Consider the following 26,220-nt stretch of genomic DNA (forward strand, 5'->3'; position numbering starts at 1 on the left):
GGCTCTGGACCCCCGCCTGCGCGGGGGCACGGGTAGGGGAAGTATCGCCGAGGTCCTGCCTTCGCGGAAACAGCGACCGTTTAGCCCCCCCCAAACAGCAAACGGCGCGGGATCCCTCCCGCGCCGCTCACCTTCAACCGAAACGCCCGAAAATCAGGCCGGTTCGGCAACCCCGATCGGCTGCACGCTGTCGTGGTTCTGTTCCACGTCGAACCGGTCGGCGTTCATCACCTTGGTCCATGCCGTGACGAAATCGCGCACGAACTTTTCCTCATGCCCGTTCTCGGCATAGACCTCGGCCACCGCGCGCAGCTGGCTGTTCGACCCGAAGATCAGGTCGGTGCGCGTCGCGCGCCAGCGCTCGTGCTGCCCGGCGCGGTCATAGCCGATGAACTCCTCGTCGGCGCTGGTGTCGACCACCTTCCAGAAGGTGTCGTTGTTCAGCAGGTTGACGAAGAAGTCGTTGGTCAGCTGCCCCTTGCGGTCGGTGAACACGCCTTCCGGTGCGTCCTTGTAGTTGGCGCCGAGCACGCGCAGGCCACCGACCAGCACGGTCATTTCCGGCACCGACAGGCCCAGCAGCGACGCCCGGTCGAGCAGCAGCTCCTCGGTCTTCACGCTATGCTTGGTCTTGAGGTAATTGCGGAAGCCATCGGCGACCGGTTCCATCACCGCGAAGCTGTCGGCATCGGTCCATTCCTGCGTCGCGTCGCCGCGACCGCCGGTGAAGGGCACGTCGATCGCAAAGCCGGCATCCTTCGCCGCCTTCTCGATCGCCGCATTGCCGGCCAGCACGATCGCATCGGCCAGCGACAGGCTGCCCTTCAGCTCGCCGATCTTGGCGAGGACGGCCGACAGTTCCTCCGGCTCGTTCACCTTCCACCCGCGCTGCGGTTCCAGCGCGATGCGCGCGCCATTGGCGCCGCCGCGATGGTCCGACCGGCGATAGGTCGAGGCCGAGGCCCAGGCGGTCTTGACCAGCTGTCCGACCGAGAAGCCGGCGTCGAGGATCTTCGCCTTGAACGCCGCGACATCGGCGTCCGACGGCATGGTGCCGGCGGGCACCGGGTCCTGCCAGATCAGCGTCTCTTCCGGCACTTCCGGCCCGAGGTAGCGGACCTTCGGCCCCATGTCGCGGTGGGTCAGCTTGAACCAGGCGCGGGCAAAGGCGTCCTTGAACGCTTCATGGTCGTGGCGGAACTTCTCCGAAATGGCGCGCATCTCGGGATCGACCTTCAGCGCCATGTCGGCAGTGGTCATCATCGTCGGCACCCGCAGGTTCGGATCATGCGCCGCGGGGGCCATGTCCTCTTCCTTCTGATTGATCGGCTGCCACTGCTTGGCACCCGCCGGGCTGCGCACGAGTTCATACTCGTAATCGAGCAGCAGGCGGAAATAATTGCCCGACCATTCGGTGGGGGTGTTCACCCACGCGCCCTCGATGCCGCTGGTGGTGGTGTGCTCGCCAAAGCCGCTTTCGAAGCTGTTGGTCCAGCCCAGCCCCATCAGCGAGATATCGGCACCCTCGGGCGATTCCCCGACCAAGGTCGGATCGCCGGCACCATGCGCCTTGCCAAAGGTATGCCCGCCGGCAGTCAGCGCGACGGTTTCCTCGACGTTCATCGCCATCCGGGCAAAGGTTTCCTTGATGTCGCGCGCCGACTGCATCGCGTCGGGCACGCCACCGGGACCTTCCGGATTGACGTAGATCAGGCCCATCTGGATCGCGGCCAGCGGCTGTTCCAGCTCCAGCTCTTCCTCGGGCAGGATGCGGGTCTTGTTGTCGGGATGGCCGACGAACTGCTCTTCCGACCCCCAGTAAATGTCCTTTTCCGGCTCGAACACATCGGCACGACCGCCGCCGAAGCCGAACACCGGCCCGCCCATATTCTCGATCGCGACATTGCCGGCCAGGATGAACAGGTCGGCCCAGCTGATATGCTTGCCGTATTTCTGCTTGATCGGCCACAACAGGCGGCGCGCCTTGTCGAGATTGCCGTTGTCCGGCCAGCTGTTGAGCGGGGCGAAGCGCTGCTGCCCGCTGTTCGCGCCACCGCGTCCGTCTGCGGTGCGGTAGGTGCCGGCGGCGTGCCACGCCATGCGGATGAACAGACCGCCATAATTGCCGTAATCGGCCGGCCACCAGGGCTGGCTGTCGGTCATCAGCGCCTTCAGATCGGCCTTCAGCGCATGATAGTCGAGCTGCTTGAAGGCTTCGGCATAATCGAATTCATGCCCCATCGGGTCGGGCGAGGTGCCGCCCTGGTTGAGCACTTCCAGCGGCAGCGCATCAGGCCACCAGTCGCGGTTGGTGCGACCCACCAGCGATCGAACCGTGTTCGGTTGGTGGATCGGGCAGCCGCTCATCTCTCCGGTCTTTGCGTCCATAGCTCAGGCTCTCCATCAGAATGGCGGTGAGACTAACCGCTAACGCCGCATCAGGGTAAGCAATTGTCTCGTTCACACTTGGCGGAAAACTCGATTGGAGACGGTGGGGTCCGGCGGCGATGACGGCGATGCGCCGAAGCGCTATGGCCGGGCGATGGCCCGCAAGAAGCGCATCCTGAGAGCGACCATGGCCGATGGCTGGGTCAAGACCATCGGCCCGACCAACGCGCCCTTCACCCATTTCTGGCGGATCGTCGCCACGCTCGAAAATGGCAAGACCGAGGTCTTCTGGGGCCATGCCGCGTCGCTGAAGGAAGCGACCGGCAAGCGCGCCGCGACGCAGGACGCCGCCCGGCAACGGGGCTGGCGCGACTATGCGTTCGAGGTGGTGGAGCTCGAGGAAGGGTGAACTTACCCCAAACCGTCGCCCCAGCGAAGGCTAGGGGCCTCCAGCGGCTCCTGTGACGTGCTACCAACGAGAGATCCCAGCCTTCGCTGGGATGACGTCTGGTCAAGCTCGGACGATCCGGACCCCTTTGTCACGCCCGGCTGCACGGAAATGACGAACGAAGCCTTACCCACAGCGTCACCCCGGGCTTGACCCGGGGTCCCGCTTCTTCTTCCCTCCGACCGTCGAGAGAAAGCGGGACCCCGGATCAAGTCCGGGGTGACGAAGGGGCAAACGATCACCCAAACCCATCCCGTCTTTACATAATCATTCTTATCGGAACCGGGTAACGCTTGCCGTTCGCTGCCCGAACCGCCACAAAACCGGCGGGCCGCGCCGCTGCCCGTGTCGTCAGGAGTCCCTCATGTCCCCCCTTCTCGACCGCCGCCAGCTGCTGCGCGGTGCCACGCTCGGCGGCGCGCTGACGATGGCCTGTCCGGCATGGGCACAGAGCGGATCGCCGGGGACCGCCACGCCGTTGCCGAGCGTGTCGGGCGACGACATCACGCTGACCATCGGCCATGCGATGCGCCGGATCGACGGCCGCGCCGCCCATGCGATCGGCATCAACGGCACCAGCCCCGCCCCGCTGGTCCGCCTGCGCGAGGGGCAGAAGGCGCGCATCAACGTCGTCAACACGCTCGACGAGCCAAGCTCGATCCACTGGCACGGACTGCTGCTGCCGTTCCAGATGGACGGGGTGCCCGGCATCTCCTTCCCCGGCATCGCGCCGCGTTCGTCCTTCACCTATGAATTCCCGGTGATCCAGAGCGGCACCTATTGGTATCACAGCCATTCGGGACTGCAGGAGCAGGAGGGGCTGTACGGCCCGATCGTGATCGACCCGCGCGAGGCGGACCCGGCGGCGTTCGACCGCGAGCATGTCATCGTTCTGTCCGACCACAGCTTCCGCCACCCGCACGTCCTGTTCGACCGGCTGAAGAAGGAGCCGGGCTATTTCAACCGCCAGCGTCAGACGCTCGCCGGTCTCCTCGCCGGCCGCGACCAGTCGGAGAAGGAGCGCGCGATGTGGGGCGCGATGCGGATGGACCCGGCCGATATCGCCGACGTGACGGGGTCGACCTACACCTATCTCGTCAACGGCCATGGCCCTGAGGACAATTGGACCGCGCTGTTCACGCCGGGCGAGCGGGTGCGGCTGCGCTTCATCAATGCCTCGGCCATGACCACCTTCAACGTGCGGATACCCGGCCTGCGCATGCGGATCGTCGCCGCCGACGGGCTGAACGTGCAGCCGGTCGAGATCGACGAATTCCAGTTCGGCCCGGCCGAGACCTATGACGCGATCGTCGTGCCGGGCGACGGCAACGCCTATACGCTGGTGGGCGAGAGCATCGACCGCTCGGGAATGGCCCGCGCCACCCTCGCGCCTCGTATCGGCATGACCGCCGCCGTCCCGCCGCTGCGTCTCCGTCCGCTCGCCACGATGCAGGACATGGGGATGGACCATGGGAGCATGGCGGGCATGGATCACGGCGCGATGGACCATGCGGCGATGGGCCACGCCGCCCCCACCCCTGCTGCCGGCCACGACATGGCCGACATGAAGATGCGCGATTTTTCGGGTGCACCGCAGGTGCGCAAGGGACCGGGGGTGCAGACCATCTCCCCCATGCCGGTCGACCGCACCGGCGATCCGGGACAGGGCCTCGAAGACGTCGACCACCGCGTGCTGACCTATCGCGATCTCGTCGCGCTGGAGCGCAACCCCGACACCCGCGCGCCCGACCGCGAGGTCCGGCTGCACCTGACCGGCAATATGGAGCGCTATATGTGGGGCTTCGACGGCGAAAAGCTGTCGGAAAACCCCGATCCGATCGCGCTGCGCCATGGCGAGCGGGTGCGCGTGACGCTTATCAACGACACGATGATGGGCCATCCGATCCATCTCCACGGCCATTTCTTCGAACTGGTCACCGGCAAGGGCGACCATGCCCCGCGCAAGCATACCGTGCTGGTCCAGCCCGGCGGCACGGTCAGTTGGGACGTTACGGCTGAGGAAGGCGACTGGGCGTTCCACTGTCACATGCTCTACCACATGCATGCCGGCATGATGCGCGTGGTGCAGGTTCGTCGCGATGCGGAGGCGTCGGCATGATCCGCGCGCTGTTGCTGGCCGGCGCCGTGCTCGCCCCCGCCCCGGCGATCGCGCAGGCGATGGATCATTCGATGCACATGCCCGGCGTGGTGATGCCTGCGCGTCCCGCCGCCAAACCGGCGCGCAAGCCCGCCGCGAAGCGCAAGCCCACGCGCCCCGCCCCGGCCAGACGGAAGCCCCCGCGACCCCGACGGCACCCGATCCCCATGCGGGCCACGACATGTCCGCGATGCAGCCGGGCACGGCGGCGGACCCGCATGCCGGTCACGCCATGCCGGGCATGACGATGCGGCCGCCCGCCACCGATCCGCACGCCGGACACGACATGTCGGGCATGACCATGCCGGACCCGCAAGCCGATGACATGGCAACGGGCGCGACCGGCACCGACCTGCCGCCGGGAAACAGGCCCGCTCCCGCACCGGCGCGCGATCATCTTGCCGACCGCTTCTGGGGCGCGCAAGCGATGGCCGCCGCCCGCGACAATGCCCTGCGCCGCGAACATGGCGGCATGACCTTCGCCATGGGCCTTGCCGACCTCGCCGAGGTGCAGTTGCGCAAGGGCCGCGACGGCTATCGCTGGGAAGGTCAGGGCTGGATCGGCGGCGACATCCACCGGCTGTGGCTCAAGTCTGAGGGCGAAGGCGAATTCGGCAGCGCGGTCGGCCACGCCGAAGTGCAGGCGCTCTACTCACGCGCGCTCGATCCCTACTGGAATCTGCAGGCCGGCATCCGCCACGACATTCGCCCGCACCCGTCGCGCACCTATGCGACCGTCGGTATCGAGGGGCTGGCCCCAGGCTGGTTCGAGGTCGGCGGCGCGCTGTTCCTGTCGACCAAGGGCGAACTGCTTGGCCGGATCGAGGGCTATTACGACCAGCGCATCACCAATTACGTCACGCTGCAACCCCGGATCGAGGCGAACCTGTCGGCCCAGGACGTCGCGGCGACCGGCACCGGCGCCGGGCTGTCGACGATGGAGGCGGCCGTGCGCCTGCGCTACGAAGGGGTACGCGAGTTCGCGCCCTACATCGGCGTCGCGTGGGAACGCCGGTTCGGCCGGACCGCGCGGTTCGGTCGCGCAAGGGGTGACGATACCGGGGGCGTTAGTTTTGTCTTCGGCGTGAGAGCGTGGTTCTAACCTTCGGCCCGTCCGCCTGAAACGTCACCCCAGCGAAGGCTGGGGTCTCCAGCGGCTCCTGCGACGTGCTGTCAACGAGAGATCCCAGCCTTCGCTGGGATGACGTCTGGTTCAGCTCGGCCGTCCGGACCCGCCCGTCGTCACTCCCGCGCAGGCGGGAGTCCATAGACGCCAGCGTCGCGGATCAAGCTGGACCGGCAGCGACAATGGATTCCCGCCTGCGCGGGAATGACGAAGGCAGCCCCACCCACAACGTCACCCCGGACTTGATCCGGGGTCCCGCTTCTTCTTCTACGGCAGGAATAAGCGGGACCCCGGGTCAAGCTCGGGGTGACGACAAGGAAAAACGGCGCGATGGTCACCCACCGCGCCGTCCTGCCGTCACTTCTTGTCCTGGCCCGATGCGCCGGACACGGCCGATCCGGCCGAACGCAGGTCCTTGCCCGCGCCGTTGACGGTATTGCACGCGCCCAGCGTTACCGACGCGGCGAGGACGAGGCCGAGGGCGATCTTCTTGGTCATGTCGTTTCTCCCATGCAGGAAAGGATGCGGCGGACCGAGATACGCCGGCCCGCCGCGCACACTCAGTGCAGCCGGCGGCGGGTCGCCGCGGTTGCACCGAAACCGGCCGCCGCCGCGCCGATCAGCAGCGCGAGGACGAGGACGAACGAGGTGCCGGCGGCGGCGCCCGCGGCCTTGTCGGTCGCCGACTTGGCGGTGGCGACGGCCTCGTTCTTGGTCTGGACGAACTGCTGCTTGGCGCGGGTCACCTGCGCCTGCGCCTCTTCGCGGCTGATCTTGCGCTGCGCGGCGACCACGTCGACGATGCGGCTCTCGGCCTGCTGGCCCTCGGCACCGCCGCGGGCGAGCGCGGGCAGCTGGCGGGCGATTTCGGCCTGCGCCTGTTCCTGGGTCATCTGCGCCGGATCGTTGGGCGCATCCGACAGGTACGCGGCGGCTTCGCTGCGCACGTCGCGCGCGGCTTCCTGCACGTCCTGCCCGTCGACGCCGGCGGCCGATGCGGCGACCGGAGCGGCCGACGCCACGGCACCCACCGCATTGCCCGCCGTGCCCGCGACCGCGCCGACCGTGCGGAACGCGCCGCCGATGATGCCGCCGACCGCCGAGGTCAGCAGGTACAGCGTCAGGATCAGCGTGACGCCCCACACGACCAGGCCATGGACCAGCGCGTCGAAGCGTTCATGCACGCCCGCTACCCGCGCCGCGGCATAGCCGCCCGCGCCCAGTGCGACGACGGTCGTGATCAGCCAGTAGATGCCGGCGCCGATGCCGAATCCGGCCGCCCCCGGCGTGGTGCCTTCGACCGGATCGACCATGCTCAGGCCGATCCCGGCGCCGAGAATGCCGAGCACCAGCTGCACCGCCACCGCGATGACGACGCCGGCGAACACCGCACCCCAGGACAGCCGCGTCGCGGTCTTGCCCAGGCGCGTCTCGTCGACCGGCGCGAAGCCGTTGGAAATATTGGTAGCCATGTTGTCTCCTGTTGAAACTCTTGCGGGCGCGTCAGCGCGCGTCCGGCAAATCCTTCCCGGCGTCCGGGTCGGCGTCGGGGTCCTGCTTGCGCTTCGCCCCGTCGCGCCGGGCGCCGTCATCGCCCATCAGCGTGCCCATCGCCTCCAGCACCGAAGCCCGGGTTCGGTCGGCCGCCTTCTTGTCGGGCGACCGGTCGTCATGGTCGGTCATGATGTCGCCTCCTGTTCGATGTTCCGGTCGAGCGCGTCGCCGTCGAAGCCGCGCGCGCGGGCCCAGGCGACGGCGGCGATGCGGCGGTTGACGCCGATCTTGGCATAGATGCGCGCGACATGGTTGCGCACGGTATTGCCCGACACATCCAGCGTCCGCGCGATCGTCTTGTCGTCGCACCCGCGACAGATCAGCGCCAGCACCTCGCGTTCGCGCGGCGTCAGGTCGTCGAGGCCGGGGCCGTCATTGGCCGCCTGCGGCGTGCGCAGCCGGGCCAGCTTCTCCATGATCGATCGGCTGAACCAGCTGGTGTCCTTCATCACCGCCTCGATCGCCTCGACCAGTTCCAGCTCGGTCGCCTTGCGCTGGGTGATGTCCTGGAACGCCCACAGCACGCACGCATCGTCGCCCAGGCGGATCGCCTCGGTCGAAATCAGGCAGTCGATGATCGCGTTGTCCTTGGCATGGATGCGCGCCTCATGCCCGCGCAGGTCGCGGCCGGCGTCGATCGCCTGCTCGATGCCCTTGCGCACCTCGCCGCTTTCCCACAATTCGACCTCGCCCAGCGGCCGGCCGATGATCTCGTCCGCGTCATAGCCGGTCATCGCGGTGAAGCTGGCATTGACCCCGCACAGCAGATGCCCGTCGCGCGCACCGATCGCCATCGGCACCGGCGCCAGCTGGAACATCCGGGTGAAGCGCTCCTCGCTATGGCGCAGCGCCGCTTCCGCCGTGCGCCGCGGTTCGAGGTCGGCGAAGGTGAACAACATGCACGGCTGATCGCCCATATCGATCGGCTGTCCCGCGACGATGACCAGCTTGGTCCCGCCGCCGGGCAGTTCCAGCTCGGCCTCCATCTGCGGGATGGTGCGCCCTTCGCTCAGCCGTTCCTTGGCAAGGTCGCGCCGCTCGGCCGCGCGCAGCACGTCGATATCGTACACCGTCTTCGCCAGCACCTGTTCGCGTTCGAACCCGGTCATGTCGAGGAACCCCTGATTGACCTTCACGAAGCGCAGGTCGCGCAGGCGACAGATGACGGCGGGGGCGGGATTGGCGTTGAACGACTGTTCGAACCGGTCCTCCGCTTCATATTGCGCCGACACGTCCTGCAGGATCAGCACCAGGCACGCCGGTTCACCGTCGTCGCTGTCGTTCAGCACGAGGCTGCGCACCTGATGGACCCAGCGCGGCTCCTCCTCGCCCGCGACGGTCACCTCGACCACCACTTCGGAGAATCGGTCGCCCGCCACCACCCGCTCGAGCGGATAATCGTCCGCTTCGAGCCGGTGGTTGTTGCGATAGCGCAGCTGGAAGCGCGAGCGATATTCCTCGACCGTCGCGCCGAGGTCGGCAATGTCGCCGACCCCGTGCATCGCCAGCGCGGCATCGTTCGCCCACAGCAGGCTCTGGTCGGGATCGATCAGGATCACCCCCTCGTCGAGGCCCGCGACGATCTGGCGCAGATGGCGCAGATCGGCGGTCTCGCGCAGGGACTTGAACGCAGCCTCGCTCATGGGTCCGCTCAGCCGCGACGCCCGTGCAGCAGCCACGCCAGGCCATAGCCGAGCAGCGCGGCACCCGCCGCCCACAACAGCGGCTGATCCTCTACGGTGCGCTGCGCGACCTTGCCGCCCTGCTGCGCACGATCGGCGACCTGACGGCCGGCGGTCTTGAGCTTCGCCTGTGCCTCTTCGGCCAGCGCCGGGGCGCTTTCGATCGCATCCTCGATGATCGCGCGGACGCGGCCATAGCTGTGCTGCGCGCCGCCCGCGACCTGGTCGACCACGCCGTCGACCTGCAATCCGCGATGGTCGACCACGTCGCCGACCGCCTTCTCGACCTTGCCGGTCGCGTAGCGCACGCCGCCTTGGAACTCGTCCTTGTTCATGATGCTTGTCCTTTGTCGGATGGTTCGCGGGAAATCAGGGCAGGACGTTGCAGCCCGCCGCCGCCTTGCCGACCGCCAGCGCGATCGCCGGGTCCTTGATCTCGCCCGCCACGCGCACGAGGTCGCCGACCGTCAGCGCGGCCGGATTGGGATCGTCCTTCTTGTACGCGGCGGCGGCGCGGCCGAGCTGTTGCAGCTGGCCGAGCGACAGGTCGCCCTGCAGCCGCGTACCGACGCAATCGGCGCGCGCCTCGTCCAGCCCGTAACGCTGGAGCCCGGTCGAGATACGGGTCGCGGGCGCGGCACAGGCGCCCAGTGCCAAGGTGCCGAGCAGGGTAATCGCAACTGCCTTCATCGCCGGTCTCCCACGACACGGTCGCAGGGGTGCGACCGGTCAGGGCGCATCAACCTATCGGCAGGAACAGTGTTCCTGGTATCTTTGCGGGGTCGGCTAGTCCGAAACTACCATGACGATCAGCGCCGCCTGCTCCGCGTATAGCCGCGCCATGCGCAAATGGATCGCGCGTATTTCTATTTCGGCGGTATTCTCAGCAAGTTGCCGATGTACTTCCGCCCTGCCGAGCAGATAGGCGCGTTCCTCCAACGGGGACAGCGGAGCGAGCGGAGGACTGTCGGGGATGGCCATGCACCGATCCTATCGGTACGCTAGCGTTCCGGCTATCCTGCAGAAATACCCGTGGGGATGGTTGTTCGATACCCCCTGCCCGCTGGTGCCGGTAGAGCGTGCCCGTACCCCCGCGCAGGCGGGGGTCCAGAGCCACGCAACGCAACCGCTGCGTTCGGAACCCTGGACCCCCGCCTGCGCGGGGGTACTCTGGATGGATCAAGCCCGGGGTGGCGGTCGGACCAGGGGGCGAACCCCTGCCCATCAATTCCGGAGCGGCTTCCCCGTCTGCAGCACATGGGTCACCCGGTCCTGCGTCCGCGTGTCGCGCATCGCGTCGAGGAACACACGGCGCTCCAGCGTCAGCAGCGCCTCTTCGGTCACGACATCGATGATGTCGGTATCGCCGCCGGTCAGCACCTCGGCGACGCGGCCCGACACGACCTCGTCATAGGGCGTCGCCAGCCCCTTCGCCCGGAACCCGCGCACGACATCGGCAATCGCGATCCGGCCGCTTTCGCCGGGCAGGCGATACACCGGCGGCTCGGGCGGCGTGTACCCATCGACCAGCGCCAGCGCCCTGGCCTTCGCATCGGCCAGCAACCGGTCGCGGTTCATCGTAATGCCGTCCGACGCCCGCAGGAAGTGCAGCTCGCGCGCCTCGGCCGCCGACTTGGACACCTTGGCGGTCGAGATCGTCTCGAACGCGACGCCCACCGCCGGCATCGGCCCGCGCGGGGTGCCCTTGGCCTTCGCGATCCGGTCGAGCAACTCGCCATGTCCGCCCCATCCGGGGACGAGGCCGGCGCCCGCCTCGACCAGGCCCATATAGGTTTCGGCATGCGCCTGGATCGCATCGGCATGCAGCGAAATCTCGCACCCGCCGCCCAGCGCCATGCCGGCCGGCGCCGCGACCACCGGGAAGGGCGCGTATTTCAGCGCCTTGAACGTGGCCTGCCCGCCGCCGATCATCTGTTCGATCTGCTCCCACGCGCCGGACTTCACCGCCCACAGCGCAAGGAACAGATTGGCCCCGACCGAGAAATTCGCCGCATCGGTGTAGAGTACCAGCGCCTTGAACCGCTCGCGCACGACCGCGATCGTCTCGTTCAGCAGCGCGACCACCTTGTCGTCGAGCGCGTTGCTCTTGCCCGTGAACTCGAAGCAGACGACCCCGTCGCCGACGTCCCACAAGGCCGCCGATTCGTTGCGCAGCACCGGCTCCGACCGCAGCTTGACGTCTTCGAGCAGCAGCACGCCCTCGCCGCGCACCACATCGGCGTAAGCGCCGTCGCGCGTCAGATATTGCCGCTGGCCGCCCTCGACCCGGTAGAATGTCCGGTCGCCCACGGTGTCGAGGATCGCCGGCACCGCACGCCCTTCGGCCCGTAGCCGCGCCGCCAGCTTGCCCGCGCCGATCCGGTCGATCAGCTCGAACGGGCCATATTTCCAGTTATAGCCGAGCTTCATCGCATCATCGATCGCGACGATATCGTCGGCCGCCTCGCCCACCAGCATCGCGGCATAGGGCAGCACGCGCCCAAGGATCGCCCAGGCATAGTCGCCCGACGGCCCCTCCAGTTCGATCAGCTTGCCCAGATCCTTCGCGGCATCGGCGGGCAGGTCGGCGGGGGTCTGCAGTTCGCGATATTCGCCGGTGGCGAGGTCGATGGCATATTTGGTCCGCGTCGCCTTGTCGAAGCGGTAGAAACCGCCCTTGCCCTTGCGGCCGGTGAACCCCTCCGCGATCATCTTGTCGACCAGCGGCATCGGCCGCACCGTGTCGAAATAGGGATCGCCCTGCGGCAAGGTCGCGGTCAGGCTCTTGGACAAGAGCGGCATCAGGTCGATGCCGACCAGATCGACCAGCCCGAAGATGCCGGTCTTGGGCACGCCCATCGGCCGGCCCCCGATCTGGTCGGCCTGTTCGACGGTCAGCCCCAGATCCATCGCCGCGTTGATCGCGACCGCCAGCCAATAGGTGCCGATGCGGTTGGCGATGAAGCCCGGCGTATCCTTCGCCCGCACGATCCGCTTGCCGAGGTTGCGGTCGACGAAATCCTCGACCCTGCCCGCGACCGCCGGGTCGGTATCCTTGCCCCGCACGATCTCGATCAGCCGCATATAGCGCGGCGGATTGAAGAAATGGGTGATGAGGAAATCGGCGCGGAACCCCTCGCTGCGTCCCGCGACCAGATGGTCGAGCGGGATGGTCGAGGTGTTGGACGACACCGCCGTGCCGGGGCGCTTCAGCGCCTCGATCCGGGCATAGAGCGACTGCTTGATATCCAGTCGCTCGACGATCGCCTCGACGATCCAGTCGCATTCGGCGATGCGGTCGAGATGGTCGTCGATATTGCCGGTTTCGACCAGCTTCGCCGCCGATTTCGACATGAACGGCGCGGGATCGGTCTTGAGCATGCGCGCGACGGCACCCTTCGCCACCGCATCCCGGTCGGGACCGTCCTTGGCGATATCGAGCAGCAGCACCGGCACCCCGGCATTGGCGACATGCGCAGCGATGCCCGCCCCCATCACCCCTGCGCCGATGACGCAGACCTTGCGGATCGCCGTGTCCATCATGCGCGCTCCAGCACGGTGGCGATGCCCTGCCCGCCGCCGATGCACTGGGTCGCCAGCGCATAGCGCTTGCCCTCGCGCGCCAGCAGCGCCGCCGCCTTGCCGACGATCCGCGCGCCGGTCGCGCCCAGCGGATGCCCGATCGCGATCGCCCCGCCGTCGAGGTTGATCGCCTCGTCCTTGATGCCGAGATCGCGGATGCAGGCGATCGCCTGCGCCGCGAACGCCTCGTTGATCTCGACCACATCGATATCGCTGACGCTCAGCCCCGCGCGCTCCAGCGCCTTTTTCGACGCGCCGATCGGGCCGAGGCCCATCGTCTCGGGCGCGCAGCCCGAAATGCCGATCGACTTGATCCGGGCGAGGATGGTCAGCCCATGCTTCGTCGCGAACTCCTCCGACGTCACCAGCACCGCACTCGCCCCATCGGTCAGCGGCGACGAGGTGCCGGCGGTGACCGACCCGTCCTGCCGGAAGGCGGGCTTCAGGCCCGACAATGCCTCGGTGGTGGTGTCGGGGCGGATGGTGCCGTCCTCGCTGACCACCCCGCCCTTGGTCTGGATCGGGATGATTTCTTGCGCGAGCCGGCCTTCGCTGCGCGCGGCGGCGGCCTTGCGCTGGCTGGCGACGGCGAAGGCGTCCTGTTCGTCACGGGTGATCTGATACTGGGTCGCGACATTCTCGGCGGTGTCGCCCATGCCCATATAGGCGCCGGCGCTCTTGGCGGCGAGCGCCGGATTGGGCAGCGGGTTGTAGCCGCCCATCGGCACCCGGCTCATCGATTCGAGGCCGGCGCAGATGAACGCCTCGCCTGCCCCCACCTCGATCTGCCCGGCGGCAATATGGATCGCGCTCATCGACGATCCGCAGAAGCGGTTCACCGTCATGCCGCCGACCGACAGCGGCAGGTCGCCCAGCAGCGCCACCATCCGCGCGACGTTGAAGCCCTGTTCCCCTTCGGGAAAGGCGCAACCCATTACCACGTCCTCGATTTCCGCCGCATCGACGCCGGTGCGCTCGATCAGCCCGCGCACGACCTGCGCCGCCAGATCCTCGGGCCGCACCCGCGCCAGCGCGCCCTTGCCCGCCAGATGAAAGGGAGAACGAACATAGCCTGCGATTACGGCCTTCATCGACGCGATCCTTCCCGAATGTCGGTCCATGTCTGCCATGGACATATGCCCCATAGGATAGCTATGTTACCTATAGGGTAGATGGACGCGATGCAATGGCCGACGGGGACGCAGCGATGGATGGTGAACTGAGCGGCATCCACGCCGTCGCCGACACGCTGGGCATCACCCCGCGCACGCTTCGCCTGTATGAAGACAAGGGGCTGATCCACCCGGTCCGCGTCGGCAACAACCGCGCCTACAGCCACCGCGACATCGTGCGGATGCGCCTGATCCTGCGCGGCAAACGGTTGGGCTTCACCCTGCGCGAAATCCAGGAGTTTCTCGATCTCTACAGCAGCGACGCGGGCAACGACGAACAGATGCACGCGCTTGCCGACCGCTGCCGCACCCGCATCGACGCGCTGAACCTGCAACGCCAGGCGCTCGAACAGACGGTGGCGGAACTGGAGGAACTCGAACAGACCGCCCGCGCCAATCTGTGCCGGTCGGCGCGGTAGGGCGGAACCCCACCACCAACCGTATCCCCGCGCAGGCGGGGATCCAGGGCAACGCACGATACCGCCGGTGGCTCTGGACCCCCGCCTGCGCGGGGGTACGGTCGGGGCAGCGGACGACATACGCCAAACCTACCGACGTCACCCCGGGCCTGACCCGGGGTCCCGCTTCTTCGACAGCGCCCCCTTCGGCCAACCCCTCAAAAATTCAACCGAACCCCCAGCGCGTAGCGCGGGCCATAGGTTTCGAACGAGATCACCCGCTCCTTGTACACCGAATACAGAAACGTCTTTTCGTTGAACAGGTTGAGCCCCTGCGCGAACAGCGTCAGCTTGTCGTTGACCGCATAGTTGATGCTCGCGTCCCAGATGCCGTACGCATCGACATTCACCGGCTGCCCGCGATTGCCCTGTTCGGTCTGCTGATACGCGTTGCGCCAGTTATACGCGATCCGCGCCTGCAGCGGCCCCTTCTCATAAAAGGCCACCGCATTGTACGTCGTCGCGTCAGGATCGACGAGGCTGATATTCGCCTGCACGCCCAGCCCGTCGAGCGGTTCGGGCAGCCCGGTAAAGGTGTACTGGCCTGAAAACTCGATGCCCTTGTAGCTGCGGCTGCCGACATTTTCCGGCCGCGTCCGCCGGAAATCGAGGCCCTGCACCTGGATCGTCGTCGTCACCGATTCGGAGATGTTGCTCAGGTCCTTGGCGAACAGCGCGACGCTCAGGAAGCTGGAGCGGTCGAGATACCAGGTCAGCGCCGCATCGTAATTCCACCCGATCATCGGTTCGAGGCCGGGATTGCCGTCGGTGATCGCCCGTTCGCGCGGCCGCGGGTTGATGTTGCGGATTAGCAGCAGGTCGCTGAGCGTCGCGCGGGTCAGCGTCTTGGCGACCGCCGCCTGGAACACGACATCCTCGAACACGTCCAGCTTGAAGTTCGCGCTCGGCAGCAGCTGGCTGTACGACCCCTGCTCGCTGATCGGCTGCGGGTTGGACAGGTTGACGATCGGATCGCCCCCGCCCGCCGGCGTGGTGAAGCCCAATATCTCCTGCCCGAACCCGCGCGACGTCACCTCGGTGCGGGTATAGCGCAGCCCGATATTGCCGCTCCACGGCCGCGAGCCGAAATCGCCGCCGAACGATGCCTCGACATAGCCGCCGATGGTCCGCTCCTGCGCCGATCCGCTGTTACCCGGCACCGGGATCACGCCGAAGCCGCCGCCATTGGCCGCCAGCGCCGCGCGCGCCGCCGCCGGGTTCGCCAGCTGGTTGATCGCCGCATCGCTCAGCAGATATTTCGCGAGGTCGGCGGCGGCATAGGTCGGGTACGCGCTCTCGAACATGCCGGTGCCGAGGAAGTTGGTCGCATCCGCCGTGCCGGTGAACACACTCGACGGGATCGACACCCCGGCCCCGCAATACAGGCATTGCAGCGCATCGGGGGTCTTGAACGAAAAGCGCGATTTCTTGCGGTCCGAAAAGTTGAAGCCCCCCGAAATCCGCCGGAGGATGCCGCTGTCGACATTCCATTTCAGGTTCGTATTGCCCTGATAAATCTCGTCCTCGACGCTGACGCCCTCATAGGTCAGGAACCCGGCGCGCGCGTTCGACGTGTCGAGAATGTTGCCGAGGCCCGTATAGACCGGCATCCCCGTCGGCCCGATCGCGAACTTGACGCCGGCGGGCGAATAGCTGGGCGTCGCCAGGTTGCTTTCGAACCACGCCTGGTTGCCGCCGGTATCGTCGGTCGCCTTCGACCACGAAAAGTCGACCGTGCCGGTCAACCGGTCGGACGGAGTCCACGCCAGGTTCGCGCCCGCCTGATACGTCGTCGCAAGGCGCGGGCGAATCTGGTTGGTGAACATCGGCCCCGACGCGATGCCGGTATAGCTGGTGACGGTATTGTTCTGGTCGACCGTCGCCGCGGTCACGTCGCCGGGGCCGCCATAGACGAAGAACACCTTGTTATCGTCGTTCACGTCCAGCTTCGAATAGAGGCCGTCCAGCGTAAACAGCAGCGCGTCGCTCGCCCGCCACTGCGCGGTGAGCAGGCCCGACATCCGCTTGCGACTGGTGCGGTTGGTGCCCCATTCGACATAGGTCGGGATCGACACCCCGCGAAATTCGGGCGTGCCGTCCCTGTTCAGGTCGAGCGACTGGTTCGCCTCCCACCCGTCGGTGAAGATGCGCTTCCCCTCGATCTTGCGGTCGATGTACGAAAAGGCGCCGAGGATGCCGAAATCGCCGTCGCCGAACGTCTTGCTGAGCAGGCCTGAAAATTGCGGCGAGAACTGCCCGCGCAATTTGTCGTAATTGGCCTGCGCCGACAGCGCGATCTTGCCCTCTTTGAAATCGAACGGGCGCGCGGTGTACATGTCGACCGTCGCGGCGATTCCGCCCTCGATCTGCGACGCGGTCGGCGTCTTCGACACATCGACCCGGTTGATCAGCTCGGCGGGCAATATGTCGAAACTGAACTCGCGCCCCTGATTCTCAGTCGCGAGGATGCGGCCATTGTACAGCGCGCTGCTGAACGCCGGACCCAGGCCCCGCACGGTGATGAACTGGCCTTCGCCGTTGTCGCGTGAAATGGTGACGCCGGGAATACGCTGGATCGCCTCGGCGATATTCTGGTCGGGCAGCTTGCCGATATCGTCGGCGACGATCGAATCGACGATATTGTCGGCGTTACGTTTGATATCCGTCGCCCGCCGCAAGCTCTCGCGCAGGCCGGTGACGACGATGTCACCCTCCTCGCTCGCCACCGACGCATCCTGCACCGCGCCATCGGGCGCGGTCGGCGGTGGCGGCGCGGTCTGGGCGGGTACCTGCGCCAGCGCGGGCGTGGTGGCGAGCAAAATGGCCGACCCGGCCAGGCTGAGCAAGCGGAACCGCTTCACGGATGACATGCCGTATCCTCTCCCTATCGCTTCCGCGTCGCAGCCGTTCGTGCGGCCATCATCCGGAAGATTGAGGAGGTTTAACGATCAACCAACCGCGCGGCAAGCGGTCTTGTGCGGTGGCGTACCGTGGGGGTCGGGGCACCGGATGGATGCCTTCGCCGGCGTCCCTGTCCCGGGTCATGTCGTGGAGACTGCGGCATCGCCGTCATCCCGGACGCGACCCGGGTCGCGCTGCATGCCGGAGCGTCGCGAACGGGCGCGTGTCGCTCGCCTTCAAACGGTCGGGCGTGGGAAGGGATGCGCGGGCGGCCCCAACGATGCGAGCCGTGCGGCGGTCGCCGGCGCGATCCGTTCCTTCAATCCCGAACCCCCGGCGCCCGTCGGACCGAATCGGGCAAAATACGGCCGGATGAGATCATAGCCGCGCGAATCGCCCGATTGAAAATGGCGGAATATCCAATAGGCGATCAGATCGGCCATCTGGATCAGGCGCGACGCCTTGGAGTCGAGGAAGAGCGGCACCTCGGCGAAGTTCCGCAACTGGCCGCTGGCATGACCGACATGCTTGAAGACATGCGACAGCGACTGGATCTTCTCTTCGTAATTGCTCTTGTCGAGGATCACGATCCCCCGTTGCGGATTTCCCTGCTGGTACAGCGATCGCAGATAGCCGTCGAAACAGGTCGCGACGTCCTCGAACGCCGTCGCCAGAATGTCCTCCGGGTTCATCAGCGCCTTTTCGATGACGCAGGCGTAAACGCGCAGCTTGAGTTGCCGGTCGGATAGCAGGTTCAGAATGTCGACGACTGCCTGCACCCGGTCCTGCGGCGGAACGCCTTTCCAGTCGCCCTGCCCGCCGCGCATCGGGCTTCCGTGAAATTCGATGCTGCGCGGATCGGTCGCACTGAAGCGCGCCGCGACCGGATCGATCTGCCCTTCCAGCCAATGGGTCTGGCGCTCGAAGACGCTGAACCCGGCGAGTACGAAAAACTGCGTGCTCGGGTCATGGGCGTGCCCGGATTCATCGAGGTAGAGCAGGTGCACGGCCACATCCCGAAAAAAAAGCGGGCCCCGAAAGACCCGCCCTGCAACTGCCGAAATCGGTAAGCCAGGTGAAACAATCGTTCAGCGCACCAACGAATCAGCACTCCCAGCTTGCGGTGCAATATAGGCACCATTGCCAGAATGGCAAGATTCGCCCCAAATCGAACGACGTCGACCGCTACAGCCTCAGATCAGCTCCCACAGCGCATAACCGGTCAGCAGCACCGCCGCCGCCACCGACATGCCGAACAGGACATAGCCGATATAGTTCATGATCGCCGGGTTCGGGCGCTGGGCGCGCTTGTTGTGCGAGGCGGCCGACAGCACGAAGCTGGCCAGCAACCCGTAAGTGAACACCGCCGTCTCGACCATCGCGCGCCAGATCCTTGTGCCTGCATCGTGCGGCTGCCCCCCGGCCCGCCGCCTGCGTGGCTAAATCATAGCCTGGCCCGACTATCAATTGGTTAAGATGGAACCGATCGTCCGACAAAGGCGTTTCAGCCTGTTTTTCCATGTGCCAGGCCTTCCGCCGCGGTTCTTGGCGGTCGATGTCTCGCCTTATCATGCCGCGCGCTTGGCCGAAGCTGCCGGGTGCGTTCACGTGCTGGCGGGTGTAACCAGCGGGTCGAATAGCGGCTTCGGTTGCAGGGTTCACGCGGAGGCGCGGAGGCGCGGAGGCGCGAAGAAGAAGCAGAAGGTTAGATTTCGCGCAGAGGCGCAGAGGCGCGGAGAGGGTGCGTCCGGGGCCACCTTACCCGCGCCAGCGGCCTCGCCCTTGCCGACAGCGGGTGCAGTCGTCTGCCGATCGTGCGCGGTGGCAACAAACGCAACCCCTCCGCGCCTCTGCGCCTCTGCCCGAAATCTAACCTTCTTCTACCCCGACGCCGACGAAGACGCGAAAGGCCGCGCCCTCCGCGCCTCCGCGTGAATCAAACCCGGCCCGACACCGCCTCAATCGACCGCGTTGCCGTCCCCATCGAACACCAGCATCCGCGCCGGATCGGCATGGAGCGTGATCGCGTCCGCTACCGCATGATGCCCGTCCAGCTTCGCGCGGAACGCATCGCCCGACGGCAGCGCGCCATAGAGATAGGTCGAATGGCCCAGTGCCTCGACCGCCTCGATCGCCATCGGCAGCGCCAGGGCGTCGCCACCGCCCGTCAGCGTCACATGTTCGGGCCGCAGCCCCAGCGTCGCCCGCGCGCCCACCGCCAGCGCCGCCCCCCGGGCCGATCCGACGCGCAAACCCCCGGCCATGTCGAACAGGGTCACGCCCCCCTCGCGCCCGACCACCACCGCGTCGAACAGGTTGATCCGCGGGCTGCCGATGAAGCCGGCGGTGAAGACATTGGCCGGCCGGTCATACACTTCCAGCGGGGTGCCGACCTGCGCGATCCGCCCTTTGTCGAGGATCACGAGGCGGTCGGCCAGCGTCATCGCCTCGACCTGATCGTGCGTCACATAGATCATCGTCGCGCCCAGACGCCGGTGGAGCGCGGCCAGTTCGTGCCGCATCCGTACCCTGAGATCGGCGTCGAGGTTCGACAGCGGCTCGTCGAACAGGAAGAGGTCGGGATTGCGCACGATCGCGCGGCCGATCGCCACCCGTTGCCGCTGCCCGCCCGACAGCTGGTTGGGCATCCGGTCGAGCAGCGCGTCCAGTTCGAGCACCTGCGCGGCATGGGCGACCTGTTCGGCGATGGTCGCCTTGGCCACCCGCATATTCTTGAGACCGAAGCTCAAATTCTCACCGACTGTCATGTGCGGGTACAGCGCATAGGACTGGAACACCATCGCCACGCCGCGGTCCGACGCCGGCACCCGCGTCACGTCGCGCCCGCCGATGCGAATCTGCCCGCCGCTGACCGTCTCAAGCCCCGCGATCATCCTGAGCACGGTCGACTTGCCGCAGCCCGACGACCCGACCAGCACGACGAACTCGCCCGCCGCGACGTCCAGGTCGATGCCACGGATCGTGTCGACCCCGTCATAGGATTTGGTCAGCCCCTGAAGCTGCAATGCGCTCATTCGGTTTCCAGCTCCCATGCGGCGGCGCTGCTGTCGCCGCCCACGAATTCGGCGGCGATGCGGATCGGCGATCCGGCCTTGCCCGGTTCGCGCAGCAGGGCTTCGGCGGCGCGGCGGCCTTTCTCGAAGGCGTTCTGCCGGACGGTGGTCAACCGCAACCCCTCGCGCGGGCGGCCGGGCGGGTCGATCCCGTCATAGCCGGTCACCGACATGCGCCGCGGCACCGACAGCCCCAGCGCATCGCACCGCGCCATGACGCCATAGGCCAATCGGTCGGAGAAGCAGACCATCGCGGTCAGGTCGTGCTGCCGCCGGAGCAGCCGGTCGACTGCCCGCGCGCCGCCCTCCTCGTCGTTCGGCGTCTCGCACACGAGGATGCCCTTGGCCGGCACGCCCGCCGCATCGAACGCGTCGCGGCAGCCGAGCACGCGTTCGTGTACCACATGATTCTCGTCCGACACGTCGCGGTCGAGCGCGAACAGCTCGCCATGGTCCTGCGACCACGGAAAGGTGACGATGGCGATGTTGCGATGGCCAAGGTCGATCAGGTGCGAAACGACGCTGCGCATCATCTCGCGGTCGTTGGTCAGCACGCTCGGCAATTGCGGCGCGTCGAAGTCCACGACCACCGTCGGCAGCCCGCGCGCCAGCGCCTTGCGGATCGTCGGATGGCTCTTGTACGGCGCGTTCAGTATGTATCCGTCGACGATCGCGGTCAGATTGTCCAACCGTTCGGGATGCTTGTCCTTGAGCGGAATCAGGACGATGTTGGCGCCCTCCTCCTCGCACACCGACGATATGCCGCGCAGGAACGCGATGTCGTGCGCGTCGGTGAAAGCATAGCTCAGCTGGTCGTTGAACAGCACCCCGATCGCGCCGCACCGCCCGGTCCTGAGCGAGCGCGCCGCCGGGTTCGGCCCCTCATAGTGAACTTCCGCCGCATGGGCGAGGATCCGGTCGCGCAGCGCCGCCGACACCTTGGCCGGGTTGTTGTACGCATTCGACACCGACGTATGGGTGACGCCCAGATCGGACGCGATCGATTTCAACGTGGCACGTTTCGCGCGGGCCATGGTTCCTCTCCGGGTGGTGGTTCCACCGTCTTTCCCGACCACTAACCCGCCACCTTGACAGCCGCAACCACCAATGTTTAACGATAAACACGCCACCCGGCAAACGGGGACGATGGAGAGGAGCGACCGGCACATGGCCGCCAAGCCGAACACCCCCCGCGCCGCGTTCCTATTGGCGCTGGCCCTGCTCGCCCCATCGCCGGCCCTCGCCCGCCCGCAAACGATTGCAGCGGCCGAACAATCGTCGTTACGCGTAACCTTCGCACACTTCGACCATCTCTACGCCGAACGCGATCTGGACGGCGAACGGGTCGGCATCCTGCATATCTACAGCGAGGCGCCCGACTATCGCTTCGCCATCGAACCGCGCGAGGGCTATACCTGCGTCGACGATGTGGCGCGCGGGATCGTCCTGCTCGCCGCCGGCGCTCCCGACGCGAAGCGCCGCCACCAGATCGAGATGCTGACCCGCTTCGTCCTGAAGATGCAGGCGGAGAACGGCTATTTCCACAATTTCCTGTGGGGCGACGGCCGGATCAACCGCGAATACCGCACCTCGCTGGCCGAGCTGAACTGGTGGTCGCTCCGCGCGCTCTGGGGGCTGGAGGCCGCCCTGCCCCACCTCTCCCCCGACACCGCGAAGCGCGCCCGCGCGGCCGCCGACCGACTGGTCGCGAACCTCGAGCGCGACCTGCCCGTTGCCGCCAACGGGACCGTCCGCGTCGCCAACCTGATCGTGCCCATCTGGCTGCCGCTGGAGTCCGGCGCCGATGCCGGATCGACCGCGCTGCTCGGCCTGCTCCCCCACTACACTCGTACCAAGGACCCGGCGACCCGCGCGCTGATCGGCCGGATCGGTGACGGTCTGGTCCAGATGCAGGCGGGCGACGCCAAGCGCTTCCCCCATGGCGTGCATCTCAGCTGGCGCAATCAGTGGCATGCCTGGGGCAATGTGCAGGCCTATGCGCTGCTGCGCGCCGGCAAGGCGCTGAACCGACCCGACTTCACCGAAAGCGCGCTTCGGGAGGTCGATCATTTCTACCCGTACCTGCTGCGTACCGGCATGCGGTCGTCCTTCACCGTGGCGCGGACGGACAAGGGATATGTAGCGCGCGACCAACAGCGTTTCCCGCAGATCGCCTATGGCCTCGCCCCGATGATCCTCGCCGCGACCGAAGCCCATCGCCAGACCGGCAAGGCGCGCTATCGCACCACCGCGACCGCGCTCGGCCGCTGGTTCACCGGCGTCAACGATGCCAACCGCCCGGTCTACGACCCCGCGACCGGGCGGACCTATGACGGCATCGTCGCCGCGGGGCAGATCAACCCCAATTCCGGCGCGGAATCGACCATCGAGGGGCTGTTTGCGCTCACCGTCCTGTCGGGCACGCCGCTGCCATGACCACCCGGCGCGATGCCCTGCTGATGACGCTCGGCGGTGCGGCGCTGCTCACCGGCTGCGGAGGACGCAAGGCGGAGAAGCGCACCGACCGCATCCTGTTATGGATCGCGCCCAATGCGGCGGAGGAGAGCTTCTGGAAGATCGCCGTCGCGCGCTGGAATGCTGAGCGCCTCGGCCTGCCGGTCGACTTCACCACCATTCCCACCGCCGGCAATTCGGAGGATACCGTGCTGTCGGCACTGGTCGCCGGCACCGAACCCGATCTGTGCACCAACGTCTTTTCGGGCTTTGCGGTGCAGCTCGCCGCGCTCGGGCAGGTCGTCGATCTCGCGACGATGCCGGGCTATGATGCGCTGGTCGAGCGGCGGCACATGGCCACGATCATGGCCGGGTGGACGCAGGGGCGACAGGTGCCCGCGCTGCCGATCTATTCCAGCCCGACGCTGTTGTGGTGGCGCGCCGACCTGCTCGACCAGCATGGGCTGGGCGAACCGCCGAAAACCTATGCCGACGTCTATCGCTTCTGCGAAGCCTATGCCGTGCGCCAGTCGCGCTACGGGATGCAGGTGATCGCCGGGCGCGCGTGGCAGGATCGCTGGTTCGATTATATCTCCTATTATTACGCCGCCAGCGGGGGGCAGCCCTATCTGGCGGGCAACCATGCGCTCTATGACAATGCGTCCGGTCTTCAGGCGGCGGGCTTCATTGACCGCATGTACCGGCAGGGCTGGACCGCGCTCGACTTCGATGCCGAGGAGCCGCTGGTGTCCGGCCTCGCCGCCGGCGCGGTGCGGGGCCCGTGGGATGTCGAGCGGTTCGCCAACATCTATCCCGAGACGCTGGAGCGGATCGCGGTCGGGCCGATGATCGCCCCGGCGGTCGGCCCCCTGCCAGCCTCGACCTTTTCCGACAGCAAGGGTGCGGTGATCTTTCGCAGCAGCCGGGTGCAGCGCGAGGCCTTCGCCTTCCTGTCCTGGGCGCTGGGCGAGGAGGCGCTGAACCTGTTGTGGTTGCAGCGCACCGGCCTGTCCCCGGCACGCGACGACCTGCTGACCAACCCCGCCTTTGCCGGTTATTATCGCGGCAACGCCATCGCCCGCGCCTATGCCGCCAATGTCGCGACCGCGCGGCCGCCGGCGCTGTCCGAACATACCATCGATATCCAGAAGATCATGAGCGCGCGCCTGGTCGAACCGCTGATGCTGGGCAGCGCCCGCCCCGCCGCTGCCCTTGCCGATGCCGTCGCGCGGACCGACCGAATGCTGGAGGTGCAGGCATGAGGACAGGCGAACCCGTGTCGCGCGCGGCGGGAGCTTTGCGGAAGTCCCGACCACAGCCGCGTACCGTACCCCCGCGCAGGCGGGGGTCCAGGGCACCGGTCGTAAGCCTTTATTTTGCTTGGCTCTGGACCCCCGCCTGCGCGGGGGTACGGCAAGTGCGCGGCGAAGCGGCCGACCTTCATCAAGGTTTCCCAACGGTCGGGACAGGAGGTGCCTCTTGTTGAGAAAGCTCCCGTCAACGAAGCAACGCGCGCCATGGTCGCGCGAGGCCGTCATCGGGCTGTCGCTGGCCGGTGCCTATCTGCTCTTCACCGCTGTCTTCTGGGCCTATCCGTTCTTCTGGCTGGCCAAGCTGTCGGTGACGCAGTGGCGCTTCTTCGACGAACCCGTGTTCACGGGGGCACGCAACCTGCTGATGACGCTGCAGGACCCGCAATTCCTGCAATCGCTGTGGAATGTGGTGCGGTTCCTCGGCTTCTATCTGCCAATCGCGTTCGGCGGCGCGCTGGTCGTCGCGTTCGGGTTGCGGCATGTCGGGCGCGGCAAGGGGTTCGTGGCGCTCTGCTTCCTGCTGTCGAACGTGTCGTCGGGCGTCGCGCTGTCTTTGGTGTTCGCCAAGGTGTTCAGCTCGACCGGACCGTTCAACACGATGCTGTTCGACAATTTCGGCGTGCGGGTGCCGTGGACCAACGATCCGACGCTGGCGATGCTGGCGATCGCGCTGGTCGTCGCGTGGAAGTTCGTCGGCTATTATGGGCTGATCCTCTATTCGGGGCTGCTGGCGATCCCGAAGGAAATCTACGACGCCGCCCGGCTCGACCATGCCGGGCCGTGGACGCGGCTGACGCGGATCACGCTGCCGATGATGAATCCGCAGCTGATGATGGTGCTGACCTTTGCGATCCTCGTATCGTTTGGCCTGTTCACCGAACCGTTCATCATCACCGGCGGCGGCCCCAGCGACAGCACGTCGACGCCGCAGATGATGATCTACGAAACCGCGTTCCGGCGGTTGCAGCCGAGCCATGCGGCGATGATGAGCATCGTCGTCGCCCTCGTTACCTATGGTCTGGTCCAGCTCGCCCGGCGGCTGTTCGAACGAAAGGTCGTGCTGGCATGAAGGCGTTCCTTGCCAAACGCAGCGTGGGCGGATGGATCGCGACCATCGCCATCTATGCGCTGGCGCTGACCTGGCTCTATCCCTTCGCCTGGATGGTCGCCGCGTCGCTCAAACCCGACGCGCAGATCTATAACACCGCCCTGTTCGAAGGGGACTTCACCCTCGACAATTTCGCCTTCCTGCTGGCGACCGCTGACAAGCTCGACCGGCCGTTCCTGGGGGCGCTCGGCATCTCGGCGCTGGTGACGCTGACCGTGACCGCATCGGTGCTGCTGACCTCGGGCTTCATCGCGTTTGCGCTCGCGCGGATGCGGTTTCCGGGGCGTAAGATGTTCGGCGATTTCCTGCTGCTGCAGATGGTCATCCCGACCAGCATGTTCATCCTGCCGCTGTTCGTGCTCGTCAAGGAAATGGGCCTGCTCAACAGCCTGTGGGCGCTGATCCTGCCGTCGATGATGTCGGGATGGGGCATCTGGATGATGGCGCAGTCGTTCAGGACGATGCCCGAGGAATATTTCGACGCCGCCCGGCTCGACCGCGCGAGCCTGTGGCAGACGGTGACGAAGATCGTCGTGCCGCTCAACAAATCGATCATCGCGATCGTCGCGCTGTTCACCTTTACCGGCACGTGGGACAATTTCCTGTGGCCGCTGATCGCGATTTCGGACACCGACCGCATGCCGCTGTCGGTGCTGCTGGCGACGTTCAGCAAGCAATATGGCGGCTATGCCGGGCCGGTGATGGCCGGCGCGGTGTTGCAGACGCTGCCGCTGGTCCTGCTCTTCCTCCTTTTCCGGCGGCATTTCCTGCAAGGCATGTCGCTCTCGCTCAAATAGGACGC

23 protein-coding genes are annotated in these 26,220 nt (G+C 66.8%); 8 read left to right on the forward strand and 15 right to left on the reverse strand.

From position 1 onward, the window contains the following. Positions 1-153: 153 nt before the first annotated feature. Entirely contained in the window at positions 154-2,388 is a 2,235-nt protein-coding gene (gene katG / locus PPZ50_RS18710; protein WP_066694058.1) for a catalase/peroxidase HPI, read from the reverse strand. Between the two features lie 154 nt (positions 2,389-2,542). Between katG and PPZ50_RS18715 the strand changes: the two genes are divergently transcribed. The 3 genes from PPZ50_RS18715 (at position 2,543) to PPZ50_RS18725 (ending at position 6,096) form a co-directional block, all read left to right on the forward strand. Next, positions 2,543-2,797: a hypothetical protein gene (locus PPZ50_RS18715; RefSeq protein ID WP_066694093.1), complete on the forward strand. Its 255-nt coding sequence runs from the start codon at positions 2,543-2,545 to the stop codon at positions 2,795-2,797. A 403-nt stretch (positions 2,798-3,200) separates the two neighbouring features. Next, complete coding sequence (locus PPZ50_RS18720) at positions 3,201-4,955, forward strand: copper resistance system multicopper oxidase (RefSeq protein ID WP_084401826.1); 1,755 nt, start codon at positions 3,201-3,203, stop codon at positions 4,953-4,955. Between the two features lie 220 nt (positions 4,956-5,175). After that, on the forward strand, positions 5,176-6,096 hold the full coding sequence (locus tag PPZ50_RS18725; protein WP_336314571.1) for a copper resistance protein B: 921 nt from the start codon (positions 5,176-5,178) through the stop codon (positions 6,094-6,096). A gap of 381 nt (positions 6,097-6,477) precedes the next feature. Here PPZ50_RS18725 and PPZ50_RS18730 read toward each other — a convergent pair whose 3' ends face one another. The 9 genes from PPZ50_RS18730 to PPZ50_RS18770 all read right to left on the reverse strand — a co-directional run bounded on the left by PPZ50_RS18730 (position 6,478) and on the right by PPZ50_RS18770 (position 14,029). Next, on the reverse strand, positions 6,478-6,618 hold the full coding sequence (locus PPZ50_RS18730) for an entericidin A/B family lipoprotein (RefSeq protein ID WP_084401825.1): 141 nt from the start codon (positions 6,616-6,618) through the stop codon (positions 6,478-6,480). A 62-nt stretch (positions 6,619-6,680) separates the two neighbouring features. Beyond that, positions 6,681-7,592 (reverse strand): hypothetical protein, encoded by a 912-nt coding sequence (locus PPZ50_RS18735; RefSeq protein ID WP_066694054.1) that lies wholly within the window; start codon positions 7,590-7,592, stop codon positions 6,681-6,683. A gap of 31 nt (positions 7,593-7,623) precedes the next feature. Continuing rightward, positions 7,624-7,803: a hypothetical protein gene (locus tag PPZ50_RS18740; RefSeq protein WP_066694052.1), complete on the reverse strand. Its 180-nt coding sequence runs from the start codon at positions 7,801-7,803 to the stop codon at positions 7,624-7,626. Continuing rightward, positions 7,800-9,317 carry a helix-turn-helix transcriptional regulator gene (locus tag PPZ50_RS18745; RefSeq protein WP_066694089.1) on the reverse strand — a complete coding sequence of 506 codons (1,518 nt, stop codon included), beginning with the start codon at positions 9,315-9,317 and terminating at the stop codon, positions 7,800-7,802. The genes PPZ50_RS18740 and PPZ50_RS18745 overlap by 4 nt, the downstream gene beginning before the upstream one ends. Before the next feature lie 8 nt (positions 9,318-9,325). Next, on the reverse strand, positions 9,326-9,691 hold the full coding sequence (locus PPZ50_RS18750; RefSeq protein ID WP_066694050.1) for a CsbD family protein: 366 nt from the start codon (positions 9,689-9,691) through the stop codon (positions 9,326-9,328). Between the two features lie 34 nt (positions 9,692-9,725). After that, positions 9,726-10,046 carry a hypothetical protein gene (locus tag PPZ50_RS18755; protein WP_066694048.1) on the reverse strand — a complete coding sequence of 107 codons (321 nt, stop codon included), beginning with the start codon at positions 10,044-10,046 and terminating at the stop codon, positions 9,726-9,728. A gap of 96 nt (positions 10,047-10,142) precedes the next feature. Further along, complete coding sequence (locus PPZ50_RS18760) at positions 10,143-10,337, reverse strand: hypothetical protein (protein WP_066694046.1); 195 nt, start codon at positions 10,335-10,337, stop codon at positions 10,143-10,145. 243 nt (positions 10,338-10,580) lie between these two features. Beyond that, a complete protein-coding gene (locus PPZ50_RS18765) occupies positions 10,581-12,896 on the reverse strand; it encodes a 3-hydroxyacyl-CoA dehydrogenase/enoyl-CoA hydratase family protein (RefSeq protein WP_066694044.1) in 2,316 nt (771 codons plus the stop codon). After that, on the reverse strand, positions 12,896-14,029 hold the full coding sequence (locus PPZ50_RS18770) for a thiolase family protein (RefSeq protein WP_066694087.1): 1,134 nt from the start codon (positions 14,027-14,029) through the stop codon (positions 12,896-12,898). Before PPZ50_RS18770 ends, PPZ50_RS18765 begins: the two co-directional genes overlap by 1 nt. Positions 14,030-14,124: 95 nt before the next feature. Here PPZ50_RS18770 and PPZ50_RS18775 point away from each other — a divergent pair, with 95 nt between their 5' ends. After that, positions 14,125-14,529, forward strand: a complete 405-nt coding sequence (locus PPZ50_RS18775) for a MerR family transcriptional regulator (protein ID WP_066694042.1) — start codon at positions 14,125-14,127, stop codon at positions 14,527-14,529. Positions 14,530-14,726: 197 nt separating this feature from the next. Here the strand turns inward: PPZ50_RS18775 and PPZ50_RS18780 are convergent, their stop codons facing one another. From PPZ50_RS18780 to PPZ50_RS18800, 5 genes are all read right to left on the reverse strand, one after another. Next, positions 14,727-17,438, reverse strand: coding sequence for a TonB-dependent receptor (locus PPZ50_RS18780; protein ID WP_066694039.1), 2,712 nt, complete (start codon positions 17,436-17,438; stop codon positions 14,727-14,729). A gap of 267 nt (positions 17,439-17,705) precedes the next feature. Then, on the reverse strand, positions 17,706-18,476 hold the full coding sequence (locus tag PPZ50_RS18785; RefSeq protein WP_066694084.1) for a DUF3800 domain-containing protein: 771 nt from the start codon (positions 18,474-18,476) through the stop codon (positions 17,706-17,708). Positions 18,477-18,662: 186 nt separating this feature from the next. Then, positions 18,663-18,848, reverse strand: a complete 186-nt coding sequence (locus PPZ50_RS18790; protein WP_066694036.1) for a hypothetical protein — start codon at positions 18,846-18,848, stop codon at positions 18,663-18,665. 579 nt (positions 18,849-19,427) lie between these two features. Then, complete coding sequence (locus tag PPZ50_RS18795; protein ID WP_066694035.1) at positions 19,428-20,504, reverse strand: ABC transporter ATP-binding protein; 1,077 nt, start codon at positions 20,502-20,504, stop codon at positions 19,428-19,430. Continuing rightward, positions 20,501-21,577, reverse strand: coding sequence for a LacI family DNA-binding transcriptional regulator (locus PPZ50_RS18800; protein ID WP_066694033.1), 1,077 nt, complete (start codon positions 21,575-21,577; stop codon positions 20,501-20,503). Before PPZ50_RS18800 ends, PPZ50_RS18795 begins: the two co-directional genes overlap by 4 nt. 133 nt (positions 21,578-21,710) lie before the next feature. Here PPZ50_RS18800 and PPZ50_RS18805 point away from each other — a divergent pair, with 133 nt between their 5' ends. The 4 genes from PPZ50_RS18805 (at position 21,711) to PPZ50_RS18820 (ending at position 26,215) form a co-directional block, all read left to right on the forward strand. Beyond that, entirely contained in the window at positions 21,711-22,979 is a 1,269-nt protein-coding gene (locus PPZ50_RS18805) for a hypothetical protein (RefSeq protein ID WP_066694031.1), read from the forward strand. Further along, entirely contained in the window at positions 22,976-24,259 is a 1,284-nt protein-coding gene (locus PPZ50_RS18810; RefSeq protein WP_066694026.1) for an ABC transporter substrate-binding protein, read from the forward strand. The genes PPZ50_RS18805 and PPZ50_RS18810 overlap by 4 nt, the downstream gene beginning before the upstream one ends. A 220-nt stretch (positions 24,260-24,479) precedes the next feature. Continuing rightward, positions 24,480-25,379, forward strand: coding sequence for a carbohydrate ABC transporter permease (locus PPZ50_RS18815; RefSeq protein ID WP_066694023.1), 900 nt, complete (start codon positions 24,480-24,482; stop codon positions 25,377-25,379). Then, a complete protein-coding gene (locus PPZ50_RS18820) occupies positions 25,376-26,215 on the forward strand; it encodes a carbohydrate ABC transporter permease (protein WP_066694018.1) in 840 nt (279 codons plus the stop codon). The genes PPZ50_RS18815 and PPZ50_RS18820 overlap by 4 nt, the downstream gene beginning before the upstream one ends. Positions 26,216-26,220: the final 5 nt, after the last annotated feature.

The sequence above is a fragment of the Sphingomonas hankookensis genome, assembly GCF_028551275.1.
GTDB lineage: Bacteria > Pseudomonadota > Alphaproteobacteria > Sphingomonadales > Sphingomonadaceae > Sphingomonas > Sphingomonas hankookensis_A.

What these genes read in the sequence shown, in the direction of transcription:
- katG (WP_066694058.1), bottom strand. Translation starts at nt 2,388, where the DNA reads ATGGACGCAAAGACCGGAGAGATGAGCGGCTGCCCGATCCACCAACCG.
- PPZ50_RS18715 (WP_066694093.1), top strand. Translation starts at nt 2,543, where the DNA reads ATGGCCCGCAAGAAGCGCATCCTGAGAGCGACCATGGCCGATGGCTGG.
- PPZ50_RS18720 (WP_084401826.1), top strand. Translation starts at nt 3,201, where the DNA reads ATGTCCCCCCTTCTCGACCGCCGCCAGCTGCTGCGCGGTGCCACGCTC.
- PPZ50_RS18725 (WP_336314571.1), top strand. Translation starts at nt 5,176, where the DNA reads ATGTCCGCGATGCAGCCGGGCACGGCGGCGGACCCGCATGCCGGTCAC.
- PPZ50_RS18730 (WP_084401825.1), bottom strand. Translation starts at nt 6,618, where the DNA reads ATGACCAAGAAGATCGCCCTCGGCCTCGTCCTCGCCGCGTCGGTAACG.
- PPZ50_RS18735 (WP_066694054.1), bottom strand. Translation starts at nt 7,592, where the DNA reads ATGGCTACCAATATTTCCAACGGCTTCGCGCCGGTCGACGAGACGCGC.
- PPZ50_RS18740 (WP_066694052.1), bottom strand. Translation starts at nt 7,803, where the DNA reads ATGACCGACCATGACGACCGGTCGCCCGACAAGAAGGCGGCCGACCGA.
- PPZ50_RS18745 (WP_066694089.1), bottom strand. Translation starts at nt 9,317, where the DNA reads ATGAGCGAGGCTGCGTTCAAGTCCCTGCGCGAGACCGCCGATCTGCGC.
- PPZ50_RS18750 (WP_066694050.1), bottom strand. Translation starts at nt 9,691, where the DNA reads ATGAACAAGGACGAGTTCCAAGGCGGCGTGCGCTACGCGACCGGCAAG.
- PPZ50_RS18755 (WP_066694048.1), bottom strand. Translation starts at nt 10,046, where the DNA reads ATGAAGGCAGTTGCGATTACCCTGCTCGGCACCTTGGCACTGGGCGCC.
- PPZ50_RS18760 (WP_066694046.1), bottom strand. Translation starts at nt 10,337, where the DNA reads ATGGCCATCCCCGACAGTCCTCCGCTCGCTCCGCTGTCCCCGTTGGAG.
- PPZ50_RS18765 (WP_066694044.1), bottom strand. Translation starts at nt 12,896, where the DNA reads ATGGACACGGCGATCCGCAAGGTCTGCGTCATCGGCGCAGGGGTGATG.
- PPZ50_RS18770 (WP_066694087.1), bottom strand. Translation starts at nt 14,029, where the DNA reads ATGAAGGCCGTAATCGCAGGCTATGTTCGTTCTCCCTTTCATCTGGCG.
- PPZ50_RS18775 (WP_066694042.1), top strand. Translation starts at nt 14,125, where the DNA reads ATGGCCGACGGGGACGCAGCGATGGATGGTGAACTGAGCGGCATCCAC.
- PPZ50_RS18780 (WP_066694039.1), bottom strand. Translation starts at nt 17,438, where the DNA reads ATGTCATCCGTGAAGCGGTTCCGCTTGCTCAGCCTGGCCGGGTCGGCC.
- PPZ50_RS18790 (WP_066694036.1), bottom strand. Translation starts at nt 18,848, where the DNA reads ATGGTCGAGACGGCGGTGTTCACTTACGGGTTGCTGGCCAGCTTCGTG.
- PPZ50_RS18795 (WP_066694035.1), bottom strand. Translation starts at nt 20,504, where the DNA reads ATGAGCGCATTGCAGCTTCAGGGGCTGACCAAATCCTATGACGGGGTC.
- PPZ50_RS18800 (WP_066694033.1), bottom strand. Translation starts at nt 21,577, where the DNA reads ATGGCCCGCGCGAAACGTGCCACGTTGAAATCGATCGCGTCCGATCTG.
- PPZ50_RS18805 (WP_066694031.1), top strand. Translation starts at nt 21,711, where the DNA reads ATGGCCGCCAAGCCGAACACCCCCCGCGCCGCGTTCCTATTGGCGCTG.
- PPZ50_RS18810 (WP_066694026.1), top strand. Translation starts at nt 22,976, where the DNA reads ATGACCACCCGGCGCGATGCCCTGCTGATGACGCTCGGCGGTGCGGCG.
- PPZ50_RS18820 (WP_066694018.1), top strand. Translation starts at nt 25,376, where the DNA reads ATGAAGGCGTTCCTTGCCAAACGCAGCGTGGGCGGATGGATCGCGACC.